This is a genomic window from Frigoribacterium sp. Leaf8, assembly GCF_001421165.1.
In the GTDB taxonomy this organism is placed as follows: domain Bacteria; phylum Actinomycetota; class Actinomycetes; order Actinomycetales; family Microbacteriaceae; genus Frigoribacterium.
The window spans coordinates 242,949-265,223 of the sequence record NZ_LMKB01000001.1; the positions used below are offsets into that span (position 1 = coordinate 242,949).

Genomic DNA, 22,275 nt, shown 5'->3' on the forward strand with positions numbered 1-22,275 from the left:
GTCACCTCCTCGGCACGCCGAAGGGCCCGGCACGATGACTCGTGCCGGGCCCCGGGTGGTGCGAGGTGCCGTTATTCGACCTTGCCCTCGATGCCGGTCTGGTAGACGGGCTTGTTGTCGTCGTCGAACGTGTAGACGCCGATCGAGGCGGACGACGGGTCGTTGTTGTCGTTGAACGCTCCGATGCCCGAGGGGCCGGTGTAGTGGATGTCGTCACCGGCGTCGAGCGCGGTCTTGCAGTCCGCGTACGTCGTGCACTCGGTGCCGCCGTCCGCTCCGGAGACCGCGGCCATGTTGGCCTGGATCGTCCCGGCGTCGGTGCCGCCACCGGCCTGTGCCGCGAGAGCGGTCAGGATGACGGCGTCGTACGACTCGGCCGCGTACGAGAAGTCGGCCAGGTCGCCGCCCTCGCTCGCCTTGTAGCCGGCCACGAGCTTCGACTTGAAGTCGGCGCTCGCGTCGGCACCGGGGATCGTGCCCTTGGCGCCCGCGAGGGTGCCGGGCTCGAAGTCGGCGCTGTAGTCGGCCGTGTTGCCGTCGGACATGTAGACCTTGCTCATGTCCCAGCCCTGGCTCTTCAGCTCGGGCACGATCGACTTGGTCTCGTCGAAGGCCAGGATGACGATCGCGTCGGGCTCGGCGGCGATGGCCGCCGACACCTCGGACGAGAAGGTGGTCTGACCGGGAGGGAACTCTTCGCCCTTGCCGGTGCCGCCGTACACGACGGTGCCGCCCGAGCTCTCGATCGACTTCTGCGTCGAGTCGCGCAGACCCGTGCCGTAGGTGTCGTTGAAGACGAGGAACGCGACGTTGGCGTTGCCGTCGGCCGTGATCTGCTGGCCGAGCGCCGAGCCCTGCACCGAGTCCGGCGGAGCGGTGCGGTAGTAGTAGGACGAGTAGCCGCTGAGCGAGCTCGCCGTGTTGGCGGGCGAGATCTCGATGATGCAGTTGCTGGTGAGCTGGTCGACCACGTTGAGCGTGACGCTCGACGACTCGGCACCGAGCACGACGGGCACCTTGGCGTCGATCAGCTGCGTCGCGGCGTTGCTCGACACGGTCATGTCGTTGCTGTCGCCCGAGTCGGTGCTGGTCGAGATCTCGGCCGGCTGGTCGAGCACGCCGCCGGCGGCGTTGATGTCGCTGATGGCCAGGTTGGCGCCCGCGATGGCGGGCGGGCCGAGGTAGGCCAGGGTTCCGGTCAGCGGCAGCATGGTGCCGATCGCGAAGGGATCGGTGCTGGGCGTCCCGACCTCGCACTTGGCGGCGGGATCGGCCTTGGCCGACGACGACGACGAGGCGTCGTCAGAGGGAGATGCCGTCGAACAGGCAGCGAGCAGCACGGAGGCTGCGCCGGCGAGAGCCAGTGCTCGGAGGGCGGTGCTGGATCGGATCATCCGTGGAACCCTTTCGTGGACAGCGGCAGTGCAGCCCGACCGGTGGCGGTCGAACCTGCCGCGATTGGTCCGAAACTAGGGGTCGAATGTTTCTGGCGTGTGTTCTCGACGTCAAAGTGACGTTTCGTTAGCCATTCGTGACTTTGCGAGGGATGGTCGCTTCTAGGCGGTCGGGGCCACGGCGAGGGGCCGGCGTGATCGTCGCCCCGCACGGACCATGTCGACGGTCAGCACGATCGACGCTACCCAGACGATGGCGAAGCCGACCCACCGCGCGGTCGACATGTGCTCGCCGAGCACGACGACCCCCACGACGAACTGCAGCACGGGAGCGACGTACTGGGTCAACCCCACGGTCGTCAGGGGCAACCGACGCGTCGCCGAGGCGAAGAGCAGCAGGGGCACGGCCGTGATCACGCCCGTGCCGATCGTCGCGAGGGTGTGCCCGACGCTCACGGTGCCGAGCACGACGCCGCCGCCGAGGCCCGTCACGTGCAGCACGATCAGGGTGACGGCCGCGAAGGGGGCGATCCAGAGCGTCTCGAGCGTGAGCCCGCCGACCGCGTCGACCCGACCGCCGACCTGCTTCTTGACCAGGCCGTAGAGCCCGAACGAGAACGCGAGGACGAGCGAGATGAACGGCGGCCGGCCCGCCCCGACGGCGATCACGAGGACGGCGACGGCGCTCAGCCCGACGGCCACCCACTGGGTCGTGCGGAGACGCTCGCGCAGCACGACCACGCCGAGCAGGACGGTGACGATCGGGTTGATGAAGTACCCGAGCGCCGCCTCGACCACGTGCCCGCTGAGCGTCGCCGAGATGAAGACCGTCCAGTTGACGACGATGAACGCGCCGGCCACCCCCATGGTGGCCACCAGGCGCGGCTGTCGCAGCAGGGCCAGGAACGAGCGCAGCGCCCCCGTCACGACGAGCAGCACCGCGCAGAAGACGAGCGAGAAGAGCACCCGCCAGGCGACGATCTCGAACGGGCCGGCCGGGGCCAGCAGCAGGAAGTACACCGGCAGGACGCCCCAGAGCCCGTAGGCCCCCAGGGCGTAGGCGAGGCCCGCCCCGCCGGCCCCGTCGACGCCGAGCCCCGAGGTCGGGGCGGAGGGGGACGAGGAGGCGCGGGTCGAGGTCACCAGGCGACTCTAGGTGGCTGCGCCCGCCGCAGGAACGGCCACTCCTGCCACCGTGGATCGATCGACGGACGACGACGCCTGGGGACGGACCCTCGTCGGCCGACACGGTGCCGACACGGCGAAGGCCCCTGCCGGAGCAGGGGCCTTCGGGACGGCGACCGGGGTCGCGGAGCACGGCCGGAACCGTGCCGGGGTGCTAGCGGACGATGACCGCCAGGACGTCGCGAGCCGAGAGGACGAGGAGGTCTTCTCCGCCGTACTTCACCTCGGTTCCGCCGTACTTGCTGTAGATGACCTTGTCGCCGGTGGCGACGTCGAGCGGCACGCGGTTGCCGTTGTCGTCGATGCGGCCCGGGCCGACCGCCACCACTTCACCCTCTTGGGGCTTCTCCTTGGCGGTGTCGGGGATCACGAGACCCGAAGCAGTGGTCTGCTCGGCTTCGACCTGACGAATGACGATGCGATCTTCGAGCGGCTTGATGCTGACCGACACGGGTGACCTCTTCTTTCTCGGTGCTACGAAAACATGGGGGCTGGCACTTGCCGGGGGCGAGTGCCAGAACAACTGTAGGACGAGACTGGCACTCGGTCAATCCGAGTGCCAACGCGTCTGCCCGCGTGCGTCACACTGGACGACATGGATTCCTCCGAGCTGCTCGAAGTCCTCTCGCCCGAGGGGCTGCGGCTGCTCGACTCGCTGCCGGCGGGCGGCGCCTCCGGTGACGACGTCGTCGGCAAGGTGGCCGCGTTGCGCAAGCAGGGCCATTCCCCCGCCCTCGTGTCGGCGGTGCTCACACAGGCCCGGCTCCGCGGCCGGGCCGTGGCCAAGTTCGGCGAGTTCGCGAGCCGCATGCTGTTCACCGACGCGGGCCTCGAACAGGCCACGCGCCTCCCGGTCGCCGCCCGCCACGCCGGACGCTACGCCGCGGCGGGGATCGGCAGCGTCGCCGACCTGGGCTGCGGCATCGGGGGCGACGCCCTGGCCTTCGCCGCACTCGACCTCGACGTGCTCGCCGTCGACCGCGACGAGGTGACCGCGGCCGTCGCCTCGTACAACCTCGCGCCGTGGCCGTCGTCACGGGTCGAACAGGGGGACGCCGCCACGACCGACCTCGCAGGCGTCGAGGGGGTCTTCCTCGACCCGGCGCGACGGACGTCCGGCCACACCGCCACCAAGCGCCTCGCCGATCCGGCCGACTGGTCCCCCGGCCTCGACGTCGCCTTCGGCTTCGCCGACCGCCTGCCCACCGGGGTCAAGCTCGGTCCGGGCGTCGACCGCGAGCTGCTGCCGACGGACGCCGAATGCCAGTGGATCTCGGTCGACCGCGACGTGGTCGAGGTGGGCGTGTGGTTCGGGCCGCTCGCGCGGCCGGGAGTGGGCCGGTCCGCCCTGGTGATCAGCGCCTCCGGGGCGTCGGAGTTGACGGCCGCCGCCGACTCGGACGACGTCGACCCGGGCGACCTCGGCGAGTACCTCTACGAACCCGACGGCGCGGTGATCCGGGCACGCCTCATCGGCGACCTGGCCCGCTCGATCGACGCCCGGATGATCAGTCGCGACATCGCCTGGTTGACGACGGAGGCGCGGGTCGACACCCCCTTCGCGCAGGGATTCCGCGTGCTCGAGACGTTCCCGCTCGACGAGCGGACGCTGAAGCGCGAGCTGCGGGCCCGGGGCATCGGGCGACTCGAGATCAAGAAGCGCGGAGTCGACGTCGACCCCGCGACGTTCCGCAAGCGACTCTCGTTGCAGGGGACCGGGTCGGCGACCCTCGTCCTCACCCGGGTCGCCGGGCGGCACACGGCCCTGCTCTGCGAGCGCCTGGTCTGACGCCGGGCGGGACGCGAGAGCGGCGTCGGGTCAGGCGACCGTCGCGACGGGATCGGTCGGCTCGACGACCCGCCTGCGTCTCTTGAACTTCATCGTCGGCCGTTCGACGAGATGCCAGCTGAGGGTGGCCACCGCGAAGGTGGCCGCCAACGACACCAGGGCGAAGAGGGGCACGCCCCATGCTGCGGCGCCCGCCGTCGCGAGCAGCTGCTGCAGCGGGAAACCGTAGATGTACGTGCCGTACGAGATGTCGGTGCGGATGGACGCCCGCGGGTGCTTGACGAGCGCACCGACGCCGAGCGCGAGGTACGCGAGCGGGAGCGCAGCCACCAGGCCGTAGTCGGGGAGCGCCGACGATGCCAAGACGAGCACGGCTGCCAGGACGAGCAGCCAGGGCCGGACCGGGATCGCGTTCCGCCAGCGGTAGACGAGGGCCCCCGCGACGAAGACGATGCCGAAGCGTGACCCGTTGGTCACGTACCAGTTGTGGACGCCACCGTAGGTGCTCGCCGCCACGCCCACCGTGCAGAGGACGTAGGCGGAGGGGAGGGCCCAGCGCGAGCGCAGGAGTCCCACGACGCCGAGCAGGAGGACGCCGAGGTAGCAGGCGAACTCCCAGCCCAGGGTCCAGAGGGATCCGTTCCAGGCCCCCTCGACCGGCGTGCCCAGGGGCGTGCCCGCGATGTCGTACTGCCACACGCGCAGGAGGCCGTTGCGGAGGACGTACGAGACGGCGTCGCCCACGAAGCCGTCCGGCACGGGGACACCGCGGATGAGCAGCGACACCGGCGCGAAGACGGCGGCGGTGAGCACGAGGCACACCCAGAACGCCGGGAAGATCCGGAGCACGCGCGCCCGCAGGAATGCGACGACCTGCGGCGTCCTCGACCACGACATCACGATGAGGTAGCCCGAGATCGCGAAGAACACGTCGACCGGCAGGCGCGACGCGAGCTGCCGGGCGGGCTCGAAACCGATGTCGTGGCCGGTGAGGGGGACGGAGTGCCAGATGACGACAGCGGAGGCCATGACGAGGCGGATCAGGTTGTAGGCGTTGCGCCGCGGATCGAGGACGTCCCCGAGGACGTCGGCCCGGTTCGGGGCCGACGCAGGGTCGACGGCGGCGTGGTCGCGGGCAGGCGCGGACATCGGTCCTCCGTGTCGCATTCGGGTGCCGGGGAACGGTTCGGGTGGTGGCAGGACACGATAGCTCGTCGCGGCCCCGGGACACCTCGTCCGCGGCGGCTTTCCGCCCTGGGTTCACCCGGGGAGGAGGGGCGCAAGGGTGAGGGGCGGCTGCCTCACCCAGAGGAAGCCGCCCGACGTCCCGTCGAGAGGGTCAGTACCCGCCGTAGTAGTCGGAACCCGACGAGAAGCCGGCGATGAAGAGGCCGAAGGCGATCCAGCCGATCACGATGAGCACGACGCCGGCGTAGCCGACGATGAGCCCGGTGAGCCAGAACCCCCTCGCGGGACGCTCACGCGACATGCCCAGGTGCCCGAGCACGATGCCCGCGATGGACGCCACGATCGAGAGCCCGAAGGTGACGGGCGCGAGCACGAGACCGGCGATCGAGCCGATCATCGCCAGGAGGCTGAGGAGGCGCGGGGGCTGTGCGGCGCCGGCCGAGGCGTACGGCGGGTAGGGCGAGCCGTAGGCCTGCTGGCCGTACGCTCCGCCGGGCTGGCCCTGCTGGCCATACGGCTGCTGGCCGTAGGGCTGCTGACCGTACTGTCCGACGGGCTGACCCTGCTGGCCGAACGACTGCTGACCGTACGGCGCACCGGACTGCCCGGAGGGCTGCTGCCCCTGGGGGTGTTGGCCGTAGCCCTCAGGCTGGCCTTGGCCCGAGGGCTGCCCCTGTGGCTGCCCGTAGCCAGGTCGCTGACCCTGAGACTGCTGGCCGTACTCAGGCTGCTGGCCATGACCCGGCTGCTGGCCGTACCCGGGCTGCTGCCCGTAGCCCTGCGGCCGGTTCTGCGCCTGCTGCCCGTAGCCCTGCTGCCCGTACCCCGCCGGCGGCTGTGCACCCGGCTGGCCGTAGGGCGGCCGGGGCGGCTGAGGAGCACCCGGCGGGACCTGACCCGGACGGGACTGCGGCGCCGGGGCGCCCTGGGGTGCCCCGTACGGCGCCGACCCCGTCGGCGGCACGCCGGCCCCGGCGTAGGGCGACGACGCGGGCGGCTGGGACGACGGCTGCTGCGACGCGGCTCCCGGGAAGGCGGTGGGAGGCAGCGGCGGTGAGGCGGTGGCCGCGTCGCCCCCCTCGGTCGGGCGCATCGGGGGCGCGGTGGGTGCCGCGGGCGGCGTCGGAGCCGAGGGCGCGGTCGGCGCCGAGGACGGCTTCTCGGGGGTGGTGTCGTCGGTGGCCATCAGCTGCCTTTCGCGAGCGGTGCGTCGGTCGTGCCGTCGGAGCGGCCGGTCACACCCGTGACGGTCGCGTCCCGGGACACGAAAGGGCCCGCACCGTCCGGTGCGGACCCCGTCATGCTAGCGAGGCCGCCGATGAGCGGCCCCTGGGAGGCGTCGTCCACGGGGGCGCGCCCGCGGCCTCAGGAGTTGTAGCTGCCGTCGTAGAGGTCGGGGTTGCTGGCGATCGCACCGAAGACGACGAAGAGCAGGATGATCGTTAGGATCGTCAGCGCCACGACGACGTAGCCGAGGATGAGCCCCGTCAGGGCCATCCCCCGGCCCTCTTCGCCCCGCTTCTTGATCTGGCTCAACGCCATGTGGCCGGTGACGATGGCACCGATGGCCGTGATCGAGGTCACGAAGCCCGCGATGCCGAGGATCATCGACACGAGGGCGAGGGTGTTGCGCTGACCGGGACGAGCGTTCTGCCCCTGGTAAGAGGGCTGACCACCGGAGGGCTGCCCCGGGTAGGCCGGCTGCTGGCCCTGGTAGGGGTTCTGCGGCGAGGGCTGGCCGTGGGGCGTGGGGTTCTGGTCGGTCATCGGAGACGTCCTTCTGCTGAGGGTCGGCCGGTGACGGCCGCGGTCGGTCGAGCGCCCATGCTATCGGCGGCCCATGGCTGGCGACCGGGGGCCGGTCGCCCGGGCCCCGCCGAGGGGTTCAGACGGCCTGGACCGTCGTCACGGGCAGCGTCGAGTCGGCCCCGAAGTCGGGAGGCGAGGGCGCCCGACCCCGCGACACGAGCTCGGCACCGAGTGCCGCGATCATGGCGCCGTTGTCGGTGCAGAGCGAGAGGGGCGGCACGCGCAGCTCGACCCCGGCCGCCGCGCAGCGTTCGGCTGCGAGCTCGCGCACGCGGGCGTTGGCGACGACTCCCCCGCCGAGCAGCAGGCGGGGGACGCCCCGGTCGGCGCAGGCCGCGAGGGCCTTGGTGAGCAGGACGTCGGCGACGGCCTCGCGGAAGCTGGCGGCGACGTCGGCGACGGGCACCGCGCCTCCTTCGCTGCGACGCTGTTCGACCCACCGGGCGACGGCCGTCTTGAGCCCCGAGAACGAGAAGTCGTACCGGTGCTTCGCGAGGTCCTTCGGGAGGGTCAACCCGCGCGGGAAGCGGACGGCCCTCGGGTCGCCGCCTTCGGCGACGCGGTCGATCTGCGGCCCGCCGGGGTAGGGCAGGCCGAGCAGGCGGGCCACCTTGTCGAACGCTTCACCCGCGGCGTCGTCGATCGTCTCGCCGAGCAGTTCGACGTCGTCGACGAGGTCGCGCACGTGCAACAACGAGGTGTGACCGCCCGAGACGAGCAGCGCGATGGTCGGCAACTCGAGCTCGCTGCCGTCGGCGCGGAGCACGTCCGCCCCGACGTGGCCGACGAGGTGGTTCACGGCGTAGAGGGGCTTGCCCGTCGCCAGGGCGAGGGCCTTGGCGGCACCGACGCCGACCATGAGCGCCCCGGCGAGCCCGGGTCCGCTCGTCACGGCGATCGCGTCGAGCTCGGCCGTCGTCACGCCGGCCTCGGCGAGCGCCGCGGCGAGGGCGGGCTCGAGTGCCTCGAGGTGCGCGCGCGCGGCGACCTCGGGCACGACGCCGCCGTAGCGGGCGTGCTCGTCCATCGACGACGAGATGACGTTGGCGAGGAGGGTGCGTCCGCGGACGATGCCGATGCCGGTCTCGTCGCAGCTGGTCTCGATGCCGAGCACGAGGGGCTCGCGGACGGCGGGCTCGGCGGCCGCCTGCTCGGCGGCGGACGAGGAGGCGCGGGTCGCGGTCACGGGCGGACGTCCTGTTCGTCGAGGGGCACGTCGTCGATCGGCTCGAGGGGGCCCGCGGTGGTCTCGGTGACGGCCGGCGGGACGCGCAGTCGCATGACGACGGCGTCGACCCCGTCGGGCATGTAGTACCGGGCACGGACGGCGATGCGCTCGAAGCCGAGCGTCTCGTAGAGGTGCTGCGCCCCGGGGTTGTCGGCCCGCACCTCGAGGAACACCTCGCGCACCCCGCCGTGACGAGCCTCGGTGAGCAGCTGGGTCAGCATCGCCCGCCCGAGCCCGCGCCCCTGGTGCTCCGCGAGGACGGCGATGGTCTGGATGTCGGCCTCGGGGGCCCCCTTCAGTGCCAGCATGCCCGCGTAACCGATGACGGTGGTGTCGTCCCCCTCGGCTGTGGCGACCAGATAGCGACCGCCCGGGGCGGTGAGCTCGTGCGTCATGCTCGCCCGCGACCAGGCGTCGGTGAGGAAGGTCGACGTCTCGATGGCCATGATGCCGTCGAGGTCGTCGAGGGTGGCCGTGCGCAGCAGGACGCTCACTGCGTGACCGGCTTCGGGCCGGCCGACGGGGTGACGTCGGGTTCGCGCAGGTACAGCGGCTCGGCGGCGGCGAACGCGCGGCCGTGCTCGAAGAGCCGCTCGGCCAGCATGCCCAGCGCGGCCGCCGAGACCGTCGTCGCGTCGGGGTCGGTGCGCGGCCAGGACGAGGAGGCGCCGGTCGCCTCGTCGAGGTCGGCCGGCCTCACGAGGGCGGGGCCGGCCACCAGCACGGGCAGGCCGTCGTCGTCGAGCCCCGACCACGAGCTGTGTGCCACCTCGCGGCGACGGGCGTCCGTGACGACGACGAGCGGCGAGTCGACGGACCCGCCGGCGGTGCCGACGGAACGGCCCGCCGCCGCCGAGAGCCGTTCGAACGCGACGGCGTCGTGGCTGCCGACCGAGAGGCACGGCACCCCGGCACCGAAGGCGAAGGCCCGGGCGGCGGCGATGCCGACGCGCAGGCCGGTGAAGGGGCCCGGGCCCCGACCGGCCACCACGGCCGAGAGCTCGGACGGGGTCACGCCGGCCTCGCGCAGGGCGTCGGCGATCAGACGGCCGATCACCTCGGCGTGTCGCCGGGTGTCGGCGACCGTGTGCTCGGCGAGGACGCCGCCGTCGCGGTCGACGACGGCGACGGACGAGCCGGCGGAGGTGTCGATGGCCAGGATCACGGGGTCAATCGTAAGCGGTGTCGACGAGGCGACCCGCGCCTCCTCGACCGATGCCTCGTCGACCCCGGACCGGACGCGACGACGCCCGGCACCACGAGGTGCCGGGCGTCGTCGGTCGATCAGAAAGCGCCGATGCGGCGGGCGGTCCCGGGTTGCCCGAGGAGCGCCGCGACGTCCGCCGGCAGGGTGGACACGATGCCGAGCGACGAGGCGAGCAGGCTGCCCATGCCGCCGAGGTCGAGCACCCCGGACGTCTCGACGTTGCGCCACGATCCGTTCTTGGCCGACAGGGCGGCGACCGAGTCGAGACGGGTCACGGTCTTGTTGTCCCCGGCCCCCCAGCCGACGAGCGTCGCCTGCGCCGTGGTGCGTCGCTGGTTGAAGGCGTTGCCCGTCACCGTGATGCCCATGGAGTCGGCCGACCGGTGGGTCTTGCTGTCGAGGACGAACACCTGGTAGTAACCCCCGCTGCCGAAGGCGTTGTTGGCGATCGTGATCTTGCCGGTGACCCAGGTCATGGTCGGGTCGGGGATCGGGCGTCGACGGTCCTGCCCGGTGGGCGCCGTCGCTTGCCGACGTTCGTCCTGCGTGACCTTGATGCCGTACTGGCTGAAGCCGCCGATCGAGTTGTTGTAGACGCGGACGTCGTCCGTGTCCATCAGCTGCAGCCCGGCCTTGCCACCGGTGATCGTGTTGCCCGCCACGACGGCCTTGCTCGAGAGCTCGAGCTGGATGCCCGTCCACTCGTTGCCCTCGACCGTGTTGCCGATGACCTTGCTGTCGTAGACGGACTCGTCGAGCCAGAGACCCGAGCTGTAGTTGCGGCTGATGTCGTTGTTCGACACGGTCACGCCGCGTGAGCGGGTGATCTTGATGCCGCCCGAGACCGGCGCCTCCTTGAAGCGCTGCCAGTTGTTCTGACGGATCACCGAATCGGTGATCGACAGGTCGTACGAGGCGTTGGTCCCGACGCCCAGCATGCCGCTGCGCTCGACGGTCAGCCTGGACAGGGTGCCTCCGTTGTTCTCGAGGTTGAGACCGATCATGGCGTTGTCCTGGATGACCAGGTTCTCGGCCGTGGCCCCGGTGTTGCCGAAGCGGATGGCGCCCTTGTCCGAGTTCGGAGTCGCGTAGCGACGGATGCCGATGCCACGGACGGTCGAGTCGGCCGACTGCACCCAGATGGCCTGCTGCTTGTTGCTGATCCGCACCTCGTGCCCGGCCGGGTCGGTCCCCAACAGCACGCGTCCCGACGAGGGGTCGGGGGCGAAGGTGCCGGGCGCGAGCTGCGACGGCGCGACCTGCGTGAGCTGGACGCCGTCGAGGAAGACCTGATCGGGTCGAGCGGCGTAGGGGAAGGCCGGGGAGACGAACCGGGGGTTGTCCACCGCCCCGCCGATCTCCGCCGAGGGGAAGAAGGACCACGGGGTGCTCCAACCGGAGCCGGAGCGCTGCCAGGCGCCGACCGGGACGGAACCGTCGAACCAGACGGCTTCACCGGGCCACGACTGGATCGTCAGCTTCTTCTGGAAGGGGACGACGACGCCCTCGTTGTACGTGCCGGCGCGGAGGACGATCGTGCCGCCCGACTTCGCCTTGGCGACCGCCGCCGTCGCCGTGCGCAGCGGAGCGGCACTCGTGCCGGCCGCCGAGTCGGAACCCGACGGGGCGACGACGATGGCTCCGGACGGCACGGCGTAACGGGCCGAGCCGACCGGCACCGAGCCCTGTGACGAGTCAGGTGACGCCGGGACGGGCGCGGGAGCGGGAGCGGGTTGGGGCGCCGGAGTCGTCGGCGCGGGAGTGGGAGTCGTCGGCGCAGGCGCCGGAGTCGTCGGCGCGGGAGCCGGAGTCGTCGGCGCGGGCGCGGCCTCGGCGGACTCCGAGGGCGAGCCGACGACCACGAGGTCGTCGAAGCTCGTCGTCGAGCGGCTCGTGTTGCCGGCGCTTGCGTACTGCCAGAGACCGACCGAACCGCCCTGGGACACCCTGTCGGCGGCGGAGTCGGAGACCGACAGCTGCCAGCCGGGTTCGGACGACGCGACGGGCCAGGCCTTCCCCTTGAGGCTGACGGCGGTCGAGCCCTCGGCCCGGAACGCGATCGAGACCGTGGAGCCGGCCGAGATGCCGGCCGGGAGTGCGACACGACCCAGGGAGGTCTCGCCGCTCTTCTTCACCTTGGTCACGGCCAGTGACACCGCACCCGAACCGCCCGTCTCGAGGCGGCCCCGGTAAGCCGAGCCGTCACCTTGACGGCGGAGCTCCCAGCCCTGGTAGAACCCGGCCTTGGAGTCGGGCAGACGGATCTTGCCGCGGACCTCGACGTCCTTCACGGAGACGCTGGCGAGCGCTGCCGTGGCCGAGCCGCCCGGTGCGAGGCCGGAGATGGTCGAGACCCCCGAGGCGACGGAGAACGACGCCGTGGACGGGCCGGACCACGTCGACCAGGCCCCTCCCTTGTCGGCGGTTCCCCACCCGGACGTCGACACGCGTGCCGACGAGTCGGAGGCGACGGTGGTCGGAGCTGCGGACGCGCTGGTGACCGGGACGACCACGCCGGCCACGACGGCGACGACCGTCGCGAGGGCACCGATCGCGGTTCGGACACGGATGGGCGGAGAGGGGCGGTGCTCGGGGGCGCTGGGCATCGTCACTGCTTTCATCAAGGGAAGGTGTGGGCGATCCCGCGACATGCCTCGGGAACGGAGGCTCGTGCGAGAGGGAGAACACCACGCCGTGCCCCCAGGACGGGGGCTTGCGCGGAATGGATCTGAGGGGACGGAATCTCACCCGGTCAGGACAAGAGGTGATCTTGTTACATTCACGCGTACTCCGCAAGGGGGCGTCAGCCCCCAACAAGGTGGCTCCCCCTCGGGTGTCGGCACTGTGGGGGACACCAGGACGGGGGTCGTCGGAGCCGTCTGGGTCGCCTAGAGTTCACGGATGATCCAGCCTCGAACCGACCCGGCGGTCGCGGCGACCGGCTCGTCGGTCGCCCTTTCCGGCAGCGGCGTCGAGGCCCGCACCTGGGTCCGCGTCCTGGCCGCGACAGCCGTCGTCGTCCTCGGCATGCGCCTCACGCTGCCGCAAGGCCTGCAGCTCGGGTTCGTCGTGGCCGCCGTCCTGCTGCCGGTCTGGTGGGCGAACGTCACGCGCCGTCGCTGGGGTGTCGCGTTCATGGTGGTGGGCGCCGTGGCGGCGCTCGCGGGACTCTGGCTCGGCGTCGCCAACCTGGGCGACCACGAGGTCGATCCGGCGTCGGCCCTGCCAATGACCATCCTGCTCGTGGGCGCCCTGCTGGGCGTGGGGCTCTTCATCTGGGCGAGGGACGTCCTGGGCGCCGAATGGGCGACGCTCTGGTTCGGCGTGGGACTGGCGCTGCAACTCACCCCGAGCACCGCCCTCTTCGCGAGCAACCCCTGGAAGTTCGGATTCGCCCTTCCCGCGACCGTCATCGCGCTGGCACTGGCAGCCCGCCTCGGTCGGCGCTGGGAGCTCGCGACGCTGCTCGTGCTCACGCTGGTGGCCGCCCTCAACGACTTCCGGTCGGCCTTCGGCCTGCTGCTGCTCGCGGCCATCCTCGTCTTCGTCCAGCTGGCGATCGTCAGGCCTCACCGACGCCCCTCACCCGTCGCCGTGCTCGTCGGCCTCGGGGCGCTCGGCTTCGTGGTGTTCCAACTCGGCCAAGCCCTCATCCTCGACGGCTACCTGGGCCTCGCCGCCCAGTCGCGCAGCGTTGAACAGCTGCGCGTGTCGGGCTCGTTGATCTTGGGCGGACGCCCCGAGCTGGCAGCGACCCTGGCCCTGATGCAGCACCACCCCTGGGGATTCGGAGCCGGATCCGTCCCGACGCCCGACGACATCCTCATCGCGAAAGAAGGCATGAGCAGCATCGGCTACCAACCGAACAACGGCTACGTCGAACGCTTCATGTTCGGGGGCAACTTCGAGTTGCACTCCGTCTTCGGCAACCTGTGGTCGCAGACCGGGGTCGCCGGGCTCGTCCTCGTGGGCCTGATGTTCGCCGTGCTGGCCCTCGGCATGGCACGCCGGATCGCCGACGGCACCGCCACAGGGATCCTGCTCTACGCCTCGGCCCAGAGCATCTGGAACCTCTTCTTCTCACCGTTCTACGGCGCGCTCACGACCTTGATCCTCGCCCTCGGCCTGGCGTTCCTGCCGGTCGCACGGCGACGCGAGCGAGGCCCCCGTTCGGGCACGCTCATGCCCGACGAGTCGCTCAGGCCCTGATCCACTCCTCGACGGCCGTCATCCCGCCGTCCCACCGATCGACGCGCTCGAACCCGGCGTCGGTCAGGACACCTTCGTCGGCGTCACCCGTGGGGGCGGTCGCGGGTTCGACCACCCAGACGCGGTCGACGTCCGCGAGTCGGGTCCGGTCCGAGGACAGGAGCCACGACGTGCCCCTCAGGCTGTCCTCGTCGGTCGGCTCGCTCCGCCGCGTCACGTCGACGAGGTCGTCGAACGCCTCCGGGTACGTGACCTCGACGTTGTCGGTGGTCCTCCTGACCACCGGGTCCGACGAGTCGTCGAGCGGCGCGAAGTAGACCCCGTCGCCGGCGGAGGCACCACGCTCGACGACCGCCGCGGCCTCGGACCAGTCCGTTCCGCTCTTGCCGGTCACCTGTCGCTGCGACACGTACACGGGGACGGCCAGCACGACCACGACGGCCAGGGCGACCAGCCGGAGGACCCGCCCCCGGAGGGCGGTGACCCCCAACCCGATCAGCGCCGCGCAGACCGGAGCGGCGAACGTGAAGTAGCGAGGGTTGTAGAGCGGGCTGACGACGAGGCTGTAGCCCACGACGACGAGGGTCGGGACGACCAGGACCGGCACGAGCACCCACGACGTCGCGGCCTGCCGACGGCGGGCCCCGACGACGACCGCGACCGCCATGGCCGCCCACCCGACGAGGGCCAGCACGAGTGACGCCAGGGCCCACGGCTCGGTGGGAGAAGCCGTGGACGTCACGCGCGTCGGCGTTCCACCGAGGAACCACTGGTTGACGACCACCCCCCGGGCGATCTGCACGAGACCCATATCGTTGTCGCCCAGTTGCCCCTGCTGTCCGGCTGCCAGCAGCACCACCGGCGACGCCGCGAGACCGCCCGCCGCGGCGGAGGCGAGCCAGGCCAGGCGGCGCCTCACCGGGACCCGACGCCAGGCGGCCACGGTCACGGCGTGGGCGACGGCCAGCAGGGCGACGTAGATGTTGAGGGCGGTGCCCACCCCGACGAGGGCGGCGTACCCGATCCACCGCGCCGCGCCTCCTCGGTTCAGCGCGACGACGAGCAGGACGGTCGCCCACACGGCCACGGCCGCGCTGGGCCCGAAGGAACGCGCCTCGATCCCCATCCAGGTGATGCGCGGCAGCACGACGGCGACCACCGCCCCCGCGACGGCCGCGTCCCGGCGTCCGAGCACGACCAACAGCCGGTGGACGCCGACGACGGCGACTCCGGCCGCGACCGCGCTCGGGAGGCGGAGGGCCACCGGGGAGGTCCCGGCGACGGTCGTCCAGACGTGCATCAGCAGGTAGTAGGCGGCGTGCACGGCGTCGATGCGTTGGACGAGGGCCCAGAGCTCGGGGAGGCTGCGGGTGGCCGCCGAGACCGTCGCGGCCTCGTCGGTCCACAGCGACACCGTCGACGAACCGACGAGCGCCACGGCGGTGCCGGCGAGACCCAGCGCGAGCGGGACGCCGATCGAGGAGGCGCGAGGTCGTCTCGAGGACGCCGTGGACCCGGCCGGGTGGGTCGTCGTCGGGGTGGTGGTCGTCATGGCCGTCCTCGTGCGTGCCGACCGCGAGCCCTCGCCTCGTGGACGAGGGAGAGGGCGACCGGACCGACGGGTCGGGTGCGGGTGGCCCGGAGTGCTGGCATGCTAGCAGCGGCCCTGGACCCCACCGGCGTCCGGCGGGACGGGCCACCCGACCGAGGAGCCACCATGTCGTCAGACGACCAGACGCCCGACCCCACACCGACGAGGTCCCGTCGGCGCCTGGTGATCGCGCTGGCCGCCGTCGCCGTGGCGCTCGCCCTCGTCGTCGCCTTCGTGGTCGTGCCCGCCGTCTCGGGCGGCGACGCCGACGAACCCGGCGCCGCCGGACCGGGGTCGGGCTCGAGCTCGTCGACGACCGGCGAGTCGTCGGACGACGGGACGACGGCCCCGACCGATACCGCGCCTCCCGCCGCGGGGCCGGACACACCCGAGGCACCACCCGTGGGCCTCGACGAGTCGCCCACCGTCGTGGACGGGGTGACGGTCCGGGTGAAAAGCCTCGACGCGGTCGACGGCGAGGCCGCGCTGCCCGGTGAGGTGACCGGCCCGGCCGTCCGTGCCGAACTCGAGGTGTACAACTCGTCGGCTGCTCCCGTGGACCTCTCGACCGTCGTGGTCAACCTGGCCTACGGTGTCGACCGCACACCCGCGAACACGTTCTCGACCGGGACTTCTTCGTTCCCGGCGAGCGTGGCCGCGGGCGCCACGGCCGACGGCGTCTACGTCTTCGCCGTGCCCGTCGACGGGCATTCCGACCTCCGCCTGACCTTCGACTACGCCGTCGACGTGCCGGTCGTCGTCTTCGAGGGATCGACCTCGTAATACCCCTGTACCCACAACGGGGGCCATTGTCCCCCCTTGGGGGGACCTTATAGTCGTCAAGCCATCGGTACCCGAATGCCGATGACGCCTACCCGACCCGAATGAGGCTCCCCCATGGGAAGAACCGTCTCGTCGCGCCTTCGTCTCCCCGCGATCGTCGCTGCGTCCGCCGTGCTGTTGTCCGTCCTGGTCGGAGTCCAGCCCGCTGCGGCCGACTCCGCCCCCCTCGACCCGACGTCGCCGTCGACGCCGGCGACCGTCACGGCCGACGCGCTCCCCGCACCCCAGATCGACGGGTCCGTCTTCACGCAGGTGATCGTGGGCAACACCGTCTACGCCGCGGGCAAGTTCACGAAGGCCCGCCCGGCGGGCTCGGCAGCGGGCGTCGACGAGGTCCCCCGCAGCTACCTCCTCGCGTACGACATCACCACGGGAGCGCTCTCAACGACCTTCGCGCCGGTCATCGACCAGCAGGTGAAGGCCATCGCGGCTTCTCCGGACGGCAAGCGCCTCTACATCGGTGGGGCGTTCACCAAGGTCAACGGCGTCAACAAGTACCGCCTGGCCGCCCTCGACCCGACCACCGGCGCCGTCCTCAGCGGCTGGAACCCGGGCACGAACGCATCGGTCAACGCCATCGCCGCCGTGGGCCCGAACGTCTACTTCGCCGGAGCGTTCTCCAGCGTGGGTAAGGACACCCGGATCAAGGCAGCGGCGGTCACCGCCTCGAACGGCACCAACCTGCCCTGGGCACCCCAGATCGCCAACGGCGACGTGCTCGGCCTCGTCACGAGCCCTGACGGCTCGAAGATCGTCCTGGGCGGTTCGTTCGGATCGGTCAACGGGTCGGCGCAACCGGGATACGGTCTCGCCATGGTCGACTCCTCGACCGGCGCCAACCTGCCTCTGCAGACCAACGACGTGATCCGCAACGGTGGCGGACAGGCCGCGATCTACAGCCTGAGCGCGACCGCCAACGGCTTCTACGGGTCGGGTTATACCTTCGGCGGCGGCGGTCGTCTCGAAGGCGCCTTCAAGTCGACCTGGAGCGGCGACCTCGCCTGGGTCGAGGACTGCCACGGCGACACGTACTCGGTGGCCGCGAACAGCACCGCCGTCTTCGTCGCCGGCCACCCGCACTACTGCGGCAACATCGGCGGGCAGCCGCAGACCGATCCCTGGACCTTCCAGCGGGCGATGGCCTTCAGCGACTCGGCCACGCAGACCGCGACGAACGACCCCTACGGCTACTACAACTTCGCCGGCCAACCAGCGCCGAGCATCCTCAACTGGTTCCCCGACTTCGCCACCGGCAGCTACACCGGCCTGAGCCAGGGCCCGTGGAGCGTCGCCGCCAACGACAAGTACGTGGTCTACGGCGGGGAGTTCCCGTCCGTCAACGGCAAGGCGCAGAACGGCCTCGTGCGCTTCGCGGTGTCGAGCATCGCCCCGAACAAAATGGGCCCGGAGGCCTCCGGCGCCCTCTTCACCCCGAACCTCGTCTCGCTGTCGTCCGGCACGGTCCGGGTCAGCTGGCAGTCCAACTGGGACAAGGACAACGCGAACCTGACGTACGCCGTGTACCGCGACGGCGACCTGACGAACCCCGTCTACACGACGACCCGATCGTCGACCTTCTGGAAGCGCCCCGCGCTCGGCTTCGTCGACAAGGACCTCGCACCCGGCAGCACCCACAGCTACCGCATCCGGGCCACCGACCCGCTCGGCAACACGGTCCTGGGTGACGGCGTGAACGTCACCGTGACCGCAGACGCGGTCTCGCCCTACGCCAAGCAGGTCGCCGCCGACGGCGCCACCTCGCTCTGGCGCCTTGGCGAGAAGAGCGGAACGACCGTCTACGACTGGGTCGGCTACGACGACCAGCAGGCCCAGGACGGCGTGACCCGTGGTGTCACCGGTCAGACCACGACCGACGCCGACGGCGCCAGCACCTTCTCGGGCACGGCCACGGGCCTCGCGTCGACGACCTCCGCCATCGCGGGCCCGCAGACCTTCTCGGTCGAGGCCTGGTTCCGCACGACGTCGACCACGGGTGGCAAGATCGTCGGCTTCGGCAGCAGCCGCACCGGCAACTCGAACTCGTACGACCGGCACCTGTACATGGACCCGCGGGGCCGCGTGTCGTTCGGCGTGTACCCGAACGCGAGCAGGATCATCACCAGCCCCACGGCTCTGAACGACGGCCAATGGCACCAGGTGGTGGGGACGCTGAGCTCGGCCGGCCAGTCCTTCTACGTCGACGGCAAGAAGGTCGCGACCGACGCCGGGACGACGGGTGCCCAGGACTACACGGGCTACTGGCGCATCGGCGGTGACAACAACTGGGACGGCGCCCCGTACTTCCAGGGCGACATCGACGACGTCTCCGTGTACCCGGCCGCCCTGAGCGCCAAGCAGGTCGACGGCCAGTGGGTCGCCTCGGGTCGCACGAGCAAGCTGCCCAAGGCCCCGGCCGACGCCTACGGCGCCCGGGTGTTCCAGGACGACCCCGAGGCGTACTTCCGCCTCGACGGGGACGCCTCCACCGTCTCGGCCGACTCGTCGCCCGTGGGCACCAACGGCGTCGTCGCCGGGGGCGTGGGCACCGGCGGCACGCCCGCTGTCGGCGGTTCCGGGCAGTCGGCGACGTTCAACGGCCAGGACGCCGGCGTCGCGACCACCACCTCGTACGACACCCCGAACAACTACACGCTCGAGACCTGGTTCAACACGACCACGACCTCGGGTGGCAAGCTGATCGGCTTCGGCAACCAGCAGACCGGCTACAGCGGCAACTACGACCGCCACGTGTACATGGAGCAGGACGGTCGCCTGCAGTTCGGCAACTGGACCGGTCGGATGAACCTCGCGAGCAGCACGGCGAGCTACAACGACGGCCGTTGGCACCACGTGGTCGCCACGCAGGGCTCGGACGGCATGAAGCTCTACGTTGACGGCGCCCAGGTCGGGTCGAACCCGACCACGGCCTCGGACGGCTACCGCGGGTTCTGGCGCCTCGGCGGCGACAGCTCGTGGAACTCGGGTTCGGGCTACTGGGCCGGGAGCCTCGACGAGGCCGCGGTCTACGCCCGACCCCTCGACGCCACGACGGTCGCGCAGCACTACGCGCTCGGTGCGAACAAGCCGAACGCCGCGCCCACGGCGGCCTTCACCTCGTCGCCCACCGGTCTCGGCGTCGCCTTCGACGGCCGCACCTCGGTCGACCGCGACGGGACGATCGCCTCGTACGGCTGGGACTTCGGCGACGGGAGCGCCCCGGCCAGCGGCGCCGCCCCCTCGCACACCTACGCCGCGGGGGGCACCTACACCGTGACCCTCACCGTGACGGACGACCAGGGAGCCGTCGGCACGTCGACGGCCACCGTCACCGTGACGGCGCCCCGGGTCAACGCGGCACCGACCGCCTCGTTCACCTCGGTGGTCGACCACCTGGCCGTCGCCGTGGACGCGAGCACCTCGACCGACTCCGACGGCACCGTCGCGTCGTACCGCTGGGACTTCGGTGACGGCACCGTCGCCGCGACGGGCCCGACCGCGAACCACACCTACGCCGCTGCCGGCACCTACACGGTGACGCTCGTCGTGACGGACACCGAGGGTGCCACCGGCACCTCGACGGGGACGGTCACGGTCGCCCCGGCTCCCCCGGTGAACGTGGCCCCGACGGCCTCGTTCACGAGCGCCGCCACGGGACTGGCCGTCTCGACCGACGCCACCGCGTCGACCGACCCCGACGGCACCGTCGCGGCCTACGCCTGGACGTTCGGTGACGGAGGGACGGCCACGGGCAGGACGGCCGCGCACACCTACGCGGCGGCCGGCACCTACACGGTGACCCTCACCGTGACCGACGACAAGGGCGCCACGGGCACCTCGACCGGCAGCGTGACCGTCGCGCCGATCCCGAACGCTGCTCCGACGGCCTCGTTCACGACGTCGACCAAGGCCCTCTCGGTGTCGACCGACGGACGCGCCTCGACCGACTCCGACGGCACCGTCACGGCGTACGCCTGGGACTTCGGCGACGGAGGCACGGCGACCGGCAGCACGGCGGCCCACGACTATGCCGTCGGCGGCACCTACACCGTGACCCTCACGGTGACCGACGACAAGGGAGCCACCGCGACCCGCACCTCCACGGTGACGGTCACCGCGCCTCCCGTGGTCACGGCCGCGGTCAAGGACGGCTTCGGACGCTCGGTGACGGGCGGCTGGGGCACGGCGGAGGTCGGCGGCAGCTGGACCAGGACGGGTCAGGCCTCGCAGTACTCGGTGGCCGGCGGCGTCGGCACCCAGTACCTCGGGGCGGCCGGCTGGAACACGTCGATGGCCCTGACCGGGGTCAGCACGACGGACGCCGACCTCCGCACCAGCGTCAGCCTCGACAAGGTGGCCACCGGCGGAGGGACCTACGTCTACGTCACCGGGCGCAAGGTCGCGGCGAACACCGAGTACCGGGCGTCGATGCGCTACCGTCCCGACGGCACCGTCGTCGTGGGCCTCACGGCCTTCAAGGGATCGACCTCGGGGACGAACCTCGCCGCCGAGACCCTGGTCCCCGGCAAGGTCGCACCGGGCGCGAAGCTGAACGTCCGACTCGAGGTCAGCGGCACCGGCACGACGACCATCCGTGCGAAGGTCTGGGCCGACGGCACGGCCGAGCCGACCGCGTGGACGGTGTCGGCAACCGACACCTTCGCCGGCCTGCAGGCACCCGGCTGGGTCGCCCTCGGCGCCTACGCCTCGGGAAGCACCACCAACGCCCCGCAGACGGTCTCGTTCGACGACCTGAGCGTCTTCAAGCCGTGACCGACGCCGCCCCGGAGCACGCGAGCAGGCTCGTCGTCCAGCAGTCGTTCCCGCGACCGCGCCCGACGACGAACCCCTACCTCGTGATGCTCCGGGACGCCGTCGGCGCGGTGCCCGGGGTGGAGGTGCGCACCTTCGACTGGAAGGGCGCCCTGCTGGGCCGCTACGACGTCTTCCACGTGCACTGGCCCGAGATCCTCGTCTCGGGGCAGAGCCCGCTCAAGGCGCTCGTGCGTCAGGCGTTGACCGTCGCCCTGGTGACGAAGCTGCGGCTGACGCGCACCCCGATCGTCCGCACCGAGCACAACCTCGAGCTGCCGAGCGGCATCTCCCGGCGCGAGCGCGTCCTGTTGCGCTGGATCGAGCGACGCACCGCGCTCTGGGTGCGGCTGAACGACGAGACGCCCGAGCACGCCGACGCACTCGGCGCGCTCATCCCCCACGGCCACTACGTCGACTGGTTCGCCCGCTGGCCGTGGCCGTCGCGCGAGGCAGGCCGGGTGTCGTACTTCGGCTTCATCCGCCGCTACAAGGGGGTCGACGGCCTCGTCCGGGCCTTCCGAGGCGTCCGGGGCGACGACCGGAGGCTGCACGCCGCCGGCAAGCCCTCGACGCCCGAGCTCGCCCACGGGCTCGAGCAGCTCGCGGCCGACGATCCCCGGGTCAGCCTCGACCTGCGTTTCCTCGACGACGAGGACCTCATCGACGTGGTGCGCCGGGCCGAGCTGGTCGTGCTGCCCTACCGCGAGATGCACAACTCGGGCGGGGTGCTGACGGCGCTGTCGCTCGGCCGGCCCGTGCTCGTACCCGCCAACGAGGTCAACGCCCGCCTGGCCGACGAGGTCGGCGCCGACTGGGTCCGGCAGTACGCCGACGAACTCGGTCCCGACGACGTCGAGCACGCGCTCGACGCGGCCTCGCGGCTCGACGACGACGCGCGCCCCGACCTGTCGGCCCGCGACTGGGACCGCGCGGGCGAGGCACACGTCGCGGCCTACCGTCGGGCGATCGCCGCGACCCGTGGTCGACGTGCCGTCGGCGGACGCCGGGCGCGCCCGTGAG

16 protein-coding genes are annotated in these 22,275 nt (G+C 71.8%); 5 read left to right on the forward strand and 11 right to left on the reverse strand.

What is annotated here, in order from left to right:
* Window positions 1–71: 71 nt before the first annotated feature.
* The 3 genes from ASL10_RS01120 to groES all read right to left on the reverse strand — a co-directional run bounded on the left by ASL10_RS01120 (window position 72) and on the right by groES (window position 3,030).
* Window positions 72–1,394: an ABC transporter substrate-binding protein gene (locus tag ASL10_RS01120; RefSeq protein WP_056043452.1), complete on the reverse strand. Its 1,323-nt coding sequence runs from the start codon at window positions 1,392–1,394 to the stop codon at window positions 72–74.
* A 162-nt stretch (window positions 1,395–1,556) separates the two neighbouring features.
* A complete protein-coding gene (gene rarD, locus ASL10_RS01125; RefSeq protein WP_082460051.1) occupies window positions 1,557–2,537 on the reverse strand; it encodes an EamA family transporter RarD in 981 nt (326 codons plus the stop codon).
* A gap of 196 nt (window positions 2,538–2,733) precedes the next feature.
* Window positions 2,734–3,030, reverse strand: coding sequence for a co-chaperone GroES (groES, locus tag ASL10_RS01130; RefSeq protein WP_043595988.1), 297 nt, complete (start codon window positions 3,028–3,030; stop codon window positions 2,734–2,736).
* 144 nt (window positions 3,031–3,174) lie between these two features.
* Here groES and ASL10_RS01135 point away from each other — a divergent pair, with 144 nt between their 5' ends.
* A complete protein-coding gene (locus ASL10_RS01135) occupies window positions 3,175–4,368 on the forward strand; it encodes a class I SAM-dependent methyltransferase (protein WP_056043455.1) in 1,194 nt (397 codons plus the stop codon).
* A gap of 30 nt (window positions 4,369–4,398) precedes the next feature.
* Here the strand turns inward: ASL10_RS01135 and ASL10_RS01140 are convergent, their stop codons facing one another.
* The 7 genes from ASL10_RS01140 to ASL10_RS15790 all read right to left on the reverse strand — a co-directional run bounded on the left by ASL10_RS01140 (window position 4,399) and on the right by ASL10_RS15790 (window position 12,421).
* Window positions 4,399–5,517 (reverse strand): acyltransferase, encoded by a 1,119-nt coding sequence (locus ASL10_RS01140; protein WP_056043457.1) that lies wholly within the window; start codon window positions 5,515–5,517, stop codon window positions 4,399–4,401.
* Window positions 5,518–5,707: 190 nt separating this feature from the next.
* Complete coding sequence (locus ASL10_RS01145; RefSeq protein WP_056043460.1) at window positions 5,708–6,742, reverse strand: DUF4190 domain-containing protein; 1,035 nt, start codon at window positions 6,740–6,742, stop codon at window positions 5,708–5,710.
* 179 nt (window positions 6,743–6,921) lie between these two features.
* Window positions 6,922–7,323 (reverse strand): DUF4190 domain-containing protein, encoded by a 402-nt coding sequence (locus ASL10_RS01150; RefSeq protein WP_056043463.1) that lies wholly within the window; start codon window positions 7,321–7,323, stop codon window positions 6,922–6,924.
* A gap of 118 nt (window positions 7,324–7,441) precedes the next feature.
* On the reverse strand, window positions 7,442–8,479 hold the full coding sequence (tsaD, locus tag ASL10_RS01155; RefSeq protein ID WP_200922559.1) for a tRNA (adenosine(37)-N6)-threonylcarbamoyltransferase complex transferase subunit TsaD: 1,038 nt from the start codon (window positions 8,477–8,479) through the stop codon (window positions 7,442–7,444).
* Between the two features lie 68 nt (window positions 8,480–8,547).
* A complete protein-coding gene (gene rimI, locus ASL10_RS01160) occupies window positions 8,548–9,087 on the reverse strand; it encodes a ribosomal protein S18-alanine N-acetyltransferase (protein WP_056043471.1) in 540 nt (179 codons plus the stop codon).
* A complete protein-coding gene (tsaB, locus tag ASL10_RS01165; protein ID WP_056043474.1) occupies window positions 9,084–9,758 on the reverse strand; it encodes a tRNA (adenosine(37)-N6)-threonylcarbamoyltransferase complex dimerization subunit type 1 TsaB in 675 nt (224 codons plus the stop codon). Before tsaB ends, rimI begins: the two co-directional genes overlap by 4 nt.
* 119 nt (window positions 9,759–9,877) lie before the next feature.
* Window positions 9,878–12,421, reverse strand: coding sequence for a right-handed parallel beta-helix repeat-containing protein (locus ASL10_RS15790; RefSeq protein WP_157485176.1), 2,544 nt, complete (start codon window positions 12,419–12,421; stop codon window positions 9,878–9,880).
* Window positions 12,422–12,701: 280 nt separating this feature from the next.
* On the opposite strand from ASL10_RS15790, the gene ASL10_RS01175 reads away from it, so the two are divergent.
* Window positions 12,702–14,009: a hypothetical protein gene (locus ASL10_RS01175; protein WP_056043481.1), complete on the forward strand. Its 1,308-nt coding sequence runs from the start codon at window positions 12,702–12,704 to the stop codon at window positions 14,007–14,009.
* On the opposite strand, the gene ASL10_RS01180 is transcribed toward ASL10_RS01175, so the two are convergent.
* Window positions 13,999–15,561 carry a glycosyltransferase family 39 protein gene (locus ASL10_RS01180; protein WP_056043483.1) on the reverse strand — a complete coding sequence of 521 codons (1,563 nt, stop codon included), beginning with the start codon at window positions 15,559–15,561 and terminating at the stop codon, window positions 13,999–14,001. The genes ASL10_RS01175 and ASL10_RS01180 overlap by 11 nt on opposite strands.
* 165 nt (window positions 15,562–15,726) lie before the next feature.
* Here ASL10_RS01180 and ASL10_RS01185 point away from each other — a divergent pair, with 165 nt between their 5' ends.
* From ASL10_RS01185 to ASL10_RS01195, 3 genes are all read left to right on the forward strand, one after another.
* Window positions 15,727–16,383 carry a hypothetical protein gene (locus ASL10_RS01185; protein WP_056043486.1) on the forward strand — a complete coding sequence of 219 codons (657 nt, stop codon included), beginning with the start codon at window positions 15,727–15,729 and terminating at the stop codon, window positions 16,381–16,383.
* Window positions 16,384–16,497: 114 nt separating this feature from the next.
* Window positions 16,498–21,213, forward strand: coding sequence for a PKD domain-containing protein (locus ASL10_RS01190; protein WP_056043489.1), 4,716 nt, complete (start codon window positions 16,498–16,500; stop codon window positions 21,211–21,213).
* Window positions 21,210–22,274, forward strand: coding sequence for a glycosyltransferase (locus tag ASL10_RS01195; protein WP_056043492.1), 1,065 nt, complete (start codon window positions 21,210–21,212; stop codon window positions 22,272–22,274). The genes ASL10_RS01190 and ASL10_RS01195 overlap by 4 nt, the downstream gene beginning before the upstream one ends.
* Window position 22,275: the final 1 nt, after the last annotated feature.

Excerpts from the sequence above, each read along its gene's own strand:
- ASL10_RS15790 (WP_157485176.1), bottom strand. The coding sequence starts at position 12,421 with ATGAAAGCAGTGACGATGCCCAGCGCCCCCGAGCACCGCCCCTCTCCG.
- ASL10_RS01180 (WP_056043483.1), bottom strand. The coding sequence starts at position 15,561 with ATGACGACCACCACCCCGACGACGACCCACCCGGCCGGGTCCACGGCG.
- ASL10_RS01135 (WP_056043455.1), top strand. The coding sequence starts at position 3,175 with ATGGATTCCTCCGAGCTGCTCGAAGTCCTCTCGCCCGAGGGGCTGCGG.
- ASL10_RS01175 (WP_056043481.1), top strand. The coding sequence starts at position 12,702 with ATGATCCAGCCTCGAACCGACCCGGCGGTCGCGGCGACCGGCTCGTCG.
- ASL10_RS01150 (WP_056043463.1), bottom strand. The coding sequence starts at position 7,323 with ATGACCGACCAGAACCCCACGCCCCACGGCCAGCCCTCGCCGCAGAAC.
- ASL10_RS01190 (WP_056043489.1), top strand. The coding sequence starts at position 16,498 with ATGGGAAGAACCGTCTCGTCGCGCCTTCGTCTCCCCGCGATCGTCGCT.
- ASL10_RS01140 (WP_056043457.1), bottom strand. The coding sequence starts at position 5,517 with ATGTCCGCGCCTGCCCGCGACCACGCCGCCGTCGACCCTGCGTCGGCC.
- ASL10_RS01185 (WP_056043486.1), top strand. The coding sequence starts at position 15,727 with ATGTCGTCAGACGACCAGACGCCCGACCCCACACCGACGAGGTCCCGT.
- ASL10_RS01145 (WP_056043460.1), bottom strand. The coding sequence starts at position 6,742 with ATGGCCACCGACGACACCACCCCCGAGAAGCCGTCCTCGGCGCCGACC.
- ASL10_RS01120 (WP_056043452.1), bottom strand. The coding sequence starts at position 1,394 with ATGATCCGATCCAGCACCGCCCTCCGAGCACTGGCTCTCGCCGGCGCA.